Here is a 10,017-nt window from a genome sequence, read left to right as displayed (position 1 = left end):
GTGTGATGGTGTTGGGAAGAACATGGCGCAGCAATACCCGCGCGGGGCTTATGCCCCTCAGCCGCACCATATAGATGTATTCGGCGCTCAGCACTTCGAGTGCCACCGCCCGCACCATCCGTACGACCTGGGCAAGTGTGGTGCCGAGCAGTGTCAGAACCGGCAAAATGAAAAGGGTCGATTGAGATGAAAGGGGGAGACTGTCGTTGATCAGCGATACCGGCGGCAGCCAACGAAGATAAACTGCGAAAAGTACGATCAACACCGTGCCGATGACGAACTCAGGCAGGGCGACGGTCACGATCGTCGGAACCGATATCAGGTGGTCAGCCAATCTGTCTTTGAAGAGCGCCGCTGCAATGCCGAGCACGAAGGAGAGCGGTATCAGCAGAAGCAGCGATGTGACCGTCAGTATCAGGGTGTTAATAGCCCTCGGCCCAATCGCCTCCCAGACTGACCGCCCGGACGGTATCGACCGGCCGAAGTCGCCGGTGAGTGCGCCCCCGATCCAGCTCGCATATTGCACGACTGCAGGCCGGTCCATGCCGAACTCGCGCCTGAGCGCCTCAACCGCCGAAGGATCAGCCTTGGCACCGAGCGCAGCCCGGGCCGGATCTCCTGGCAGATATAGGGTCGCGGCAAAGACGACGATGGAGACGGCAAACAGCGTGACGGCAGCCAGGGCTATTCTTGTCAAAAGAAGCTGGAGCAAAGGCTTGTTCAAGGAGGTCACTCTTCACAAAAGGGGTGCCACCGCAGCCTGGCCGGCCACGGCGGCTTGCAGCCTACGCGAAATAGACGCTTTCGAACTGATAATAGCCAAGATTTCTCTGGGTGGAGGGAACGATGTTCTTGACTTTGGCGCTGGAGGCATCGAGAAGATCACGGAAGCCCCAGATGATGTAAGCTCCCTCATTCCAGAGGACCTTCTGAGCCTCTACGTAATATTCGCGGCGCTTGGGGCCGTCGAATGTGGTCCTCGCCTTGCTTACCCACTTATCGAACTCGTCGCTGGTCCAATCCGGTTCGTTCCAGTAGGCCCCCCTCGCATAGCCTTGCCCGAATTGAGATTCGAGAGTGTGCTGTCCCCAATCCGAACTGCCCATCTGCGTCTTTTTGAAGTTCGGCCCGGAATAGTAGCTGTCGGGCGGCACGACCAGAAGTTCGATATTGACGCCGATCTTCTTGGCCTGGTTGGCGATGAGCGTAGCCGACGCCTGCATGCCTGGAGCGGCATCCGAGGTGTAGAGGGTAATCGCCTGGCTGTTGTCAAAGCCCGCCTGCTTGAGCAGAGATTTCGCCTGATCCGGGTCGTAAGCGCGTTGCGGCAGCTCGGAGGCGTAGTCTGGATCGGTGATGCAATGCAGGTCGTTGCCAATCCTGCCATATCCCGACAGTGCGTTGTCGAGCAGTTGCTGGCGGTCGATCATGAGCCGGAACGCCTGGCGGACGCGCACGTCCGTAAAGGGTTTCAGGTTCGTCATCATGAATTGGTCGGTCGTGGCACCGCTCTTCGAGCGCAGCAGGGTGAGTGCGGGATTTGCTTCAATCAGGCGCGCAAGACTTCCATCGAGCTGAGCCACGGCATCGACCTGGCCGGCCACCAGCGCGTTCATTCGCGCGGTCGGGTCGTTGATCGCGATGAATTCGACACCGTCGAGATATGGCTGGCCCGGTGTGCGATAGTTATCGCTGCGCGCGAGCGTCACCCGCTGGCCGCGGGACCACGACACGAACTTGAAGGGCCCGGTCCCGATCGGCTTGTCGAAATCGGTCGTGCCGTCCTTCATGAGGAACATGACCTTGCTGCCCAGCACTTGCGGAAGCAGCGCATAGGGCTGTTTCAACGCAACTTCGACCGTATGGGGATCGAGTGCACGCACCCCTTTCGGCTCCAGGAGCGGCGCCAGGTTGGGATAGGCGTCGGCCTTGTTGTCGGAATTGAGAATGTACTGGATGGTGTAGACGACGTCCTTGGCCGTGAAAGGCGCGCCGTCATGCCAGACCACACCTTTCTTGAGCTTGATTTTCCAGACGTTGCCCTCGGCGTTGTGAGTGAAGTCATCCGCCAGCTTGTTGTAGAGATTGCCATCCTTGTCGAAGTCGGTGAGCCGGTCGAAGATCGACTGAGCGACTGCGAAATCCATATCGCCTGTCGAGATGAAGGGGTTGAGCGACGATTTCGCCCCGGCTGCGCCTAGGCCGACGCGGAGCGTCCCTCCCCGCTTCGGTTCGTCGGCCAGGGCCGGGCGAAGGCCCGCCCCGGCAAGCATTATGCCGGTGCCCAACAACAAGCCTGTCTTCAGCACATCGCGCCGCCCGATAAGCGTCGAACCTGCCTTGGGGGGATACACGTCCTTCCTCATTTCCTTATTCCCTCTGTTTTGATGGTTTGCTTTGGCTTATTTACTCGACGAACGGGCAGGTTGCCGCCGCTAACGGCTTAGGCGAGCAGTCCGGCATGCTTCAGGGCCTTCAGGATGTTTTCCTGATCCTCCTTGGCCAGGTCGCCATTGGGCTTGCGCGGTTCACCCACCTTGCGGCCCTGGGCGTTGATGGCGAATTTGATACGGGCAGGGAAATTGACGCTCTTGGTCATCTCCCTTGCAAGAGGTGCGATCTTGTCCGTCAGCTTGCGGCCGAGGACGTAATCGCCGGCGGTGTGCGCGGCAAAGATTTCCCCGTACTGCTTTGGAATGACCGTATTGATGCCGGAGATCGAGGCCTGCGCCCCGAACAGAAAGCTCGCAATGTTCACGCTGTCCGCGCCGGCAGCGATGGCCACGCGGTCGCCAACCGTCTGGACCAGTTCCGTCACCGGCTCCAGCGCCACTTCTTTCACGCAGATGACCTCGGGCAGACGGGCAACGCGCTGCATGACCGCCGGCGGGTTGAAGAAATGGTTGTAGTAGATAATGGGCAGAGAGGTCGCCCTCCCGACGTCTTGGATGAACTTGTCCAGCCCATCCCCCGAGGGGGTATTGTAGATTGGCGGGCCAAGCATCAGCGCGCAGGCGCCGGCCTGCTTGGCGAGCAGACCACGCTTTATGGCGTCGCGGGTGGTGGTCGTGATGATCCCAGCGATTACGCGCAGTTTGCTGTTGGCCGTGGCTGTTTCGACCAAGAGCCCGAGTTCTTCTGCGGAAAGCTCATCCCCCGAACCGGTGCTTCCGCCGACCACGGCAAGGTGAATGCCAGCGCCTTCCATGAACCGAAGCTCACCCTTGAACAGCTCCAGGTCGAGATCACCATCGGGTCTGAAGGTCGAGACGAGCGGCGGGATGATCCCCTTGATCTCGTCTTTTTGAAGCACAGTTGCCATTGCCAATCCTTATTTCACTCAGTGAAAGTAACTATTACTGAATGAACATCCCGCGAAGCGCTGAAGTTGTCAAGAGCGTTTCGCAGCGGTGGCTTCGAATGAACAAGACCGGCCTGCCGCTGCTGTTTTCAGTCGGCCGGACCCGTTCGCGCGTCAGAACGCATTGATTTGCGTGGGGTTCAAAAGCCGCCACGGGCGACAAGCGCGGTCGGATGCCGATCGTTGTGGCGAAGCCCGCAACTCGCGGCTGCGAATTGGCATCGAGCCAGGTGCGCAGCCAAGGCGGCTTGCATTTTGGTGCGGCGACCGCGCTCGACAACACCTCGGTCGATCCGTAAGGATCGCTTTTTCTTGCGAACTGGAACGGACCATCCCGAAAACGTGTTGCGTTACATCCGTAACCACTCGGACCACGATTACTGGCGTCCTGCCACCTCGCATCACTGGCGCCTTGGCAGGGAACGCGGAGGCCATAAAGTCGGTCGCCGTTGGTCCCGATCGAAATCTGAGGGACCAAGCGGGCTGAGCCGCTGTAGTCAACGGCCAATTATGGTCAGCTATTGTCCGTTGCGCAGATCGCTGATCTTGGCCACAGAAAGCTGGACGTCCGAAAAAACAGCGGTCGTCCCCTCGCCAGTCGGCGATTGAACGCCCAGTCCTATACGCACCGGCCGCCTTTCGACGCCGGGCAGAGTGAACCAGCGCAGGAAATTCCAGTACTTGCCGTCTTCCGAAAAATGGAACGCGATTGTTTCTCCATCGCAATAAGCGCGTAGCCACACATGGTCGCCGAAATGACGGGGTCCGTCCGAATCATCGGATGTGCCGCGAGTCACCACGCTCACAATGGTCGGCTTGCGCGCGGCGGAAAATTCGAACGCAATCTTTGCCCAATTGTTATCGTCACATGCGATGAAAATCGCGCCAGCGTCGTAAGCGGACGCGAATTCGACAGAAACCCTAGCAGACAGTGCAAAATGCTGCTCGTCGATCTCGCGCACCACTCGCGTGACATTCGCGACCCGGCTTTTGCCGCTCGGAGCGAAGAACCAGTCCGTCTTCGCTTTGGCCCGCAGCCGCACCGAGTTGTCCTCAATCGCCGCGGTGCCGTTTTCAGTCCCCTCAACACGCATGCTGTCGAGCTTCATGTTCTTTCCTTTCACTCTAACCAACTCGGTTGAGAAGCCCGCCGCTTAACCAGTTCGAACAGATCTCGGCGCCGATGCTTGATCGCCGACCGTCGCGAGGCGCGTCAACGATTTCCAGAGACTGGTCCGAAGCGATCAGGGGTGGAGTTCTACGGCGAGCCACACAGAATCGGTATCCGCGTAGTAGCGGTGCCAAGGGTAGGTCCACTCATTCTTGCCGGTGACCCTGCAGAAGGGGTCATGCGAATAACCGACCGGCATCACCACGTCTTCATAAATTGTGGTTTCGTCCCGCAGTCGAAACTTCTGCATCCGGCCGGAGCCGTGGATTTGTGTATGTGTTTCAAGGAAGCGGTGCTCATTGTGGATGAAGCAGTCAGTGTCTCCCGGCGACCACCAAAGGTTCAACTTGAGAGTGAACGTCTGGGGCGATCCCGGTGCTACGCGCTCATTGGTGAATACCAGAGGATCGGTGCTCACCGTACCGATCTCATCCTGCGGGGAAATGAAAAGCGGCGTATCGCGTGGGAAGCTCTTGATTCGATTGCCTAGCCAGTCCCAGCCGCGGAACATGCAGCCGCCAAGATTGGTGGCTTTTCGCACCTTCAGAAGCGCCGCCCGTTCCGCGAACTTGATTTGCCCGCCCTTCAGCCATGTCGACTTCCAGGCAGGCACGATCGCCGGATGCTCGTCCCCGGTGATCATCGCGCTGGGACTGATGTTCACAACGACAGCATCGTCAACGGGATAGTCACGGACATCTTCGACGAGCTTGGCGAAGATGAAGTCGTCGGCAAACGAAAGGTCTCTCGTCTGGTTCGGCACGGTTTTGTCGTCCATCATCAGGGTTACCTGCCCCGACCACACCACAATGCGGGAGCCGAAAGAAGTGCGCGTCCAGACGATTCTTGTCGCAACTTGATGTCGATTCTGCGCCACATCGCGAAGCGCCGCTGGGTACCGATGCGGCAAGGCCGACCTGGCAGTCGGGGTCGTCGGGAGATTGGTTGGCACGGCGCCGGCTACGCAAGCCGCCGAGCGCCGACACCACTGCAAACTTTCTCGCTCGGCGCGTCACCTTGCTTCCATGTTCCATATGTTGCGAACTTGTCATGCGGCCTCGATGCTTGCCTACTGTGCGAGATTGGCAGGGCCAACTCCGACATAGCGTCCTATCGATGTTCAAAAGGAGATGGAGATCTGCCGCGCCAAATCCGGCATGGGTCTGCACCGGACCGCACGCTGGAGTTCGATCAGAGGATTTCGTCCCCATGACAACGTATGGCTCGGCGCTCTTGGGGATCCGACCGCGGAATGAAATTATGCAGACAAGCTGTAATTACATAGTCGTTGGCGGCGGCTCGACCGGATGCGTGATCGCCGCGCGGCTTTCTGAAGATCCTGATGCCTCGGTCTTTCTGTTGGAGGAGGGACCGCGCGATTTCAACCCATACATCCACATACCGGGTGCCTACTACAAGACCGCGCAAGGGTCGCTCTTGAAACGGATTGCCTGGGAGCCCACTGCAGCACAAACGCGCAGCCAGCAGCCGACCATGGTCCAGGCCCGAGTGCTGGGCGGTGGCAGTTCAGTCAATGCCATGATCTACATACGCGGGGCCCCGTCCGACTACGCACGCTGGGAAGCGCTCGGCGCCGATGGCTGGAACTATGATGATGTGTTGCCATTCTTTCTGCGGTCTGAAGACAACAACCGGTTCTGTAACCACGCCCACGCCGTAGGCGGACCGCTGGGTGTTTCCGACATCGACCACATTCATCCCCTCACACGGGCCTGGCTGCAGGCGTGCCAGCAGGCTGGGCTGCCTTATAATCCTGATTTCAATTCGGGTGACCAGGCCGGCTGCGGCCTATACCAGATCACAGCCAAAAACAGCCGCCGCAGCAGCTCCGCAACGGCATTCATCAAACCCGCTCGCCGCCGAGCTAATCTCCAGGTCCGAACCGGTTCGAGGGTCACGCGTATAATCGTGGAGAAGGGGCGGGCCGTCGGGGTGGAGTATGTGGCGAAGGGGCGCAAATGGGTGCTGATGGCCAATCGCGAAGTCATCCTGTCGGCGGGTGCGATTGCCTCGCCGAAATTGCTGATGTTGTCGGGAATCGGCCCGGCCGACGCTTTGCGCGGACATGGAATTCCTGTGGCTGCCGATCTGCCGGGCGTCGGACAGAACCTGCAGGACCATATCGAGATATCGCTCGTCTATCAGTTGAACGGGCCCCACAGCTACGACAAATACAAGAAGCCGCTCTGGAAAGCCGCGGCTGGGCTGAACTATCTGCTGTTCAGGGATGGCCCGGCTTCCTCGAACCTGATCGAAGGCGGGGCGTTCTGGTGGGGCAATACGAGCGAAGCGATCCCGGATGTCCAATATTTCATGGTCGTGGGGGCGGGCATTGAGGAAGGGATCGACGCCGTCCCTGGCGGAAACGGCTGCACGATAAACCTCGGGCAGATCCGGCCTCGGTCGCGAGGGGAAGTGACTCTCAAAAGCGCCAATCCTTATGACAACCCGCGCGTTGCGCCGCGGTATTTTTCCGACCCCTATGATCTCGATGCGGTGGTTGAAGGAACCATGGGGGCCTTCGACATCATGGAGCAGCCGGCCATCCGGCGCTACGTAGCATCGAGGCAAATCCCCTCTGCCGGAACAACGACGCCGATCCAAGTAAGAAGGTTCTGCCAAGAGGCCGCGCATGCAGCGCTTCACCCCGCCGGCACCTGCCGCATGGGCCATGACGATATGGCGGTCGTGGACCCAAGGCTCCGCGTTCACGGTCTCGAGGGTCTACGCGTGGCCGACGCATCCGTCATGCCAACCCTCATTTCAGGCAACCCCAACGCAGTCTGCATCATGATCGGCGAAAGAACAGCGGATTTCATCAAGCAAGGAAAGTAGGATCGCGCAAACCGCCTATTTTGTCGCGCCTACAGCGGCTCGTCCGCAAAGTCCTTTTTCCCGGCACGCCCTAGCTCCGAGGTTTTAGACAAAGTCGATGCTAAGGCTTACAAGGATGGGCGAGCGCCGCAGCCGCCATCCTCGTAAGCCATCAGGTGACAGAGCACCTATCGTGCCGCGCAAAGTGTTCAAAAAAGAGAAGGCACGACCTCTCGGTCGTCGCCTTCTTTTTGGGTGGCAACAATTGCGGGTTGCGTTAGCCGGCTTTGAACTCATTCCAGGCGGCCACCCAGTCGGCATAGGTGGCGAACGTGTCCGATTTCAGCGGCGGGATGCCCAAGAGCGGCGACGACTTGAAGATGCCGGGAACGTCAGAATAGTCGAACAGCGCCTTCGTTTCGGCAGGCAACAGGTCTACGGCTTTGGAGGATACCACTCCGGAGGCGTTGCGCGCTGCCACCTTGGCCTGAACCTCGGGCGAGATCGCCATGTTGATGAAGGCATGCGCTGCTTCAGGATTATCCACGGCCGGCGGGGTGAACCAGGCATCGCACCAAGTTCCAGCCCCCTCCTTCGGGATTGTATATTCGGTCTTGAAGTTCTGCTTGGCTGTTTCAACAGGAATTCCGGTCCAGCCGCAGAACAGGGCCGCAATTTCTCCGGAAACGAATAGTGATACCAGATCGCCGTAGGTGAGGCTGATGGTTCGCGACTGGTCGCGATATTTGGTCAAATTAGCGAAAATAGCCTTCATCTCGTCGTGCGTGACATTCGGAAACTTATCGCCCAACCCGGCCATACGTGCGGCAATTGGCCAAGTAGCCAGGGTATCGTCTACGAGAGCGATCTTGCCCTTCAACTCGGGCTTGAGCAAATCCTCGTAGGATTCGGGCTTTGCCATCAGAGCCGGGTTGTAGACGAGCGCGTTCAGTCCCCATTGATATGGCACGCCGAATAGCTTGCTGTCCCTGAACCAGGTCGGCTTCTCATAGAAGACGTCGAAGAGGTTATCCTTACTGTAGTTCGAGAGCTGGGCCCTATCGAGGGGCTTTGTGATTTTGAGAATGTCAATATAGAGGTCAGCGTATCCTTGATTGTATTCGGCCGCATCAAAGGGCGGCGGATTAGGAACGCTGAACTTGGTCGTGACATCGTCCTGATTGCCGATCGCACTGACCTGAACATTGACCTCGTTCTTTGCTCGCCACTCGGCAAGTTCATCGGTAAGCTCAAAGCCCTCCCAGGCCATAATTTGGATATCGCCACCAGCGGCTCGCGCCGCGCCTGAAAAGAGCGGGCCCAGCACAGCGCTGCCGGCTAGGGAGGCAGCCCCTCCCAGGAACGCCCGGCGACCCATTGCGGTTTGCATGATTTCGTTTGTAGACCAGATTTTTCTCATTTCGATTCCCCTGTTTTAGAGCTGACTACTGGTTGGAGTCTCCGGGGTCTGCGGCAGTTTCACAATTTCGCATGGTGGAAATTGGCGCCGCCCATCGTCGCAGTGTCTGCTTCGCTATGCGAAGGATGAAACCCCGCTGCTGCCTAGCCTGCAGGCAGCATGACAACGTTTGCGGTATCCCAGCATACGCATGTGCGAGCGTTGAGGCTCGGCAATGAAGTTCGAGCGTCATTTTGTACTTGGACCCGCACACGCGATTGGTCGTCGAGGCGCAGCGTGTAGAACGATCGACTGCCAATGAAAACGATGTCCTCTACCGTTCCCTCGGCTCTCTGCAAGGAATCCTCGACGCGGAAGCTGAGCGCCTCCGGACGGATCGAGATCACGACGTTTTCGTGCGCGCTTGCATCTGGGAAACCATCGGCGTGAAATTGGATCCCGGAAGCTGTGACGGCGGTAGCGCTGGCCCCATTGGCTTGCGTGATGCGCGCATCGAACAGATTGGTTTCACCAAGGAACTTTGCGGCGAACAGGGATTTGGGCTTGGCGTACATATCTCGCGGCCGATCAACCTGAACGACGCGCCCCTTCTCCATGAGCACGACACGGTCCGACAGGATCATTGCCTCATCCTGATCATGCGTGACGTAGACAAATGTCGCGCCTGTTTCAGCGTGGATTCGCTTCATTTCGCCAAGCATGTGCTGCCGGATCTTTAGATCCAGCGCGGCCAGCGGCTCATCGAGCAGCAGGACCTTGGGCCGATTAACCAGCGCTCGCGCGAGCGCTACGCGTTGGCTCTGGCCACCGCTGATCTGGTCGATGTAGCGGCTGGCAAAACTCTCCATTTGCACGATGCGCAGAATTTGCTGAACGCGGTCTTTGATCTCGTCCTTAGGCAGACCTCTCACCCTGAGGCCGAAGGCAACATTCTCGAAGACATCGAGATGGGGAAACAGCGCGTACCGCTGGAAAACCATGTTCACGGGCCTGGCTTCCGGCGGCATGCTCGCGACGTCTGCTCCGGCAATTCGCAAGGTGCCCGAAGACAGCGCCTCGAAGCCTGCAATGAGGCGCATCAATGTTGTTTTCCCGCAGCCGCTGGGCCCGAGAAGCGTCAGAATCTCTCCCTCGGCAATCGACAGGTTGATATCGCTGAGCGCGGTGAAGTTTCCGAAGACCTTCTTGCCGGCGGAGATCTCGATGATTGGAGGGGCGGTATTCATGGGT

Annotated in this window: 8 protein-coding genes; 1 reads left to right on the top strand and 7 read right to left on the bottom strand. The window is 58.7% G+C overall.

Annotation, left to right across the window (positions count from 1 at the left end):
• The 5 genes from EOA33_RS02245 to EOA33_RS02225 all read right to left on the bottom strand — a co-directional run.
• The coding region (locus EOA33_RS02245; protein WP_145989057.1) for an ABC transporter permease at positions 1-724 on the bottom strand (724 nt) is incomplete at its 3' end.
• A 61-nt stretch (positions 725-785) separates the two neighbouring features.
• Positions 786-2,366 carry an ABC transporter substrate-binding protein gene (locus tag EOA33_RS02240; protein WP_245482209.1) on the bottom strand — a complete coding sequence of 527 codons (1,581 nt, stop codon included), beginning with the start codon at positions 2,364-2,366 and terminating at the stop codon, positions 786-788.
• A 77-nt stretch (positions 2,367-2,443) separates the two neighbouring features.
• The gene (locus tag EOA33_RS02235) at positions 2,444-3,322 is read right to left on the bottom strand and encodes a dihydrodipicolinate synthase family protein (RefSeq protein ID WP_127404853.1); all 879 of its coding nucleotides are present in this window, start codon (positions 3,320-3,322) and stop codon (positions 2,444-2,446) included.
• Positions 3,323-3,879: 557 nt separating this feature from the next.
• Positions 3,880-4,470: a DUF1349 domain-containing protein gene (locus tag EOA33_RS02230; RefSeq protein WP_245482208.1), complete on the bottom strand. Its 591-nt coding sequence runs from the start codon at positions 4,468-4,470 to the stop codon at positions 3,880-3,882.
• Between the two features lie 135 nt (positions 4,471-4,605).
• Positions 4,606-5,313 carry a hypothetical protein gene (locus EOA33_RS02225; protein ID WP_245482207.1) on the bottom strand — a complete coding sequence of 236 codons (708 nt, stop codon included), beginning with the start codon at positions 5,311-5,313 and terminating at the stop codon, positions 4,606-4,608.
• Between the two features lie 479 nt (positions 5,314-5,792).
• Here EOA33_RS02225 and EOA33_RS02220 point away from each other — a divergent pair, with 479 nt between their 5' ends.
• Entirely contained in the window at positions 5,793-7,388 is a 1,596-nt protein-coding gene (locus EOA33_RS02220; RefSeq protein WP_245482206.1) for a GMC family oxidoreductase N-terminal domain-containing protein, read from the top strand.
• A gap of 256 nt (positions 7,389-7,644) precedes the next feature.
• On the opposite strand, the gene EOA33_RS02215 is transcribed toward EOA33_RS02220, so the two are convergent.
• Complete coding sequence (locus EOA33_RS02215; protein WP_127404851.1) at positions 7,645-8,787, bottom strand: extracellular solute-binding protein; 1,143 nt, start codon at positions 8,785-8,787, stop codon at positions 7,645-7,647.
• Positions 8,788-8,930: 143 nt separating this feature from the next.
• Positions 8,931-10,013, bottom strand: coding sequence for an ABC transporter ATP-binding protein (locus EOA33_RS02210; protein WP_127404850.1), 1,083 nt, complete (start codon positions 10,011-10,013; stop codon positions 8,931-8,933).
• Positions 10,014-10,017: the final 4 nt, after the last annotated feature.

It is taken from the genome of Mesorhizobium sp. M4A.F.Ca.ET.050.02.1.1 (genome assembly GCF_003997725.1).
GTDB lineage: Bacteria > Pseudomonadota > Alphaproteobacteria > Rhizobiales > Rhizobiaceae > Mesorhizobium.
This window is presented reverse-complemented; position numbering and strand designations above follow the sequence as displayed.

Coding starts and splice junctions, on each gene's coding strand:
- EOA33_RS02240 (WP_245482209.1), bottom strand. CDS start 2,366: ATGAGGAAGGACGTGTATCCCCCCAAGGCAGGTTCGACGCTTATCGGG.
- EOA33_RS02235 (WP_127404853.1), bottom strand. CDS start 3,322: ATGGCAACTGTGCTTCAAAAAGACGAGATCAAGGGGATCATCCCGCCG.
- EOA33_RS02230 (WP_245482208.1), bottom strand. CDS start 4,470: ATGAAGCTCGACAGCATGCGTGTTGAGGGGACTGAAAACGGCACCGCG.
- EOA33_RS02225 (WP_245482207.1), bottom strand. CDS start 5,313: ATGATGGACGACAAAACCGTGCCGAACCAGACGAGAGACCTTTCGTTT.
- EOA33_RS02220 (WP_245482206.1), top strand. CDS start 5,793: ATGCAGACAAGCTGTAATTACATAGTCGTTGGCGGCGGCTCGACCGGA.
- EOA33_RS02215 (WP_127404851.1), bottom strand. CDS start 8,787: ATGAGAAAAATCTGGTCTACAAACGAAATCATGCAAACCGCAATGGGT.
- EOA33_RS02210 (WP_127404850.1), bottom strand. CDS start 10,013: ATGAATACCGCCCCTCCAATCATCGAGATCTCCGCCGGCAAGAAGGTC.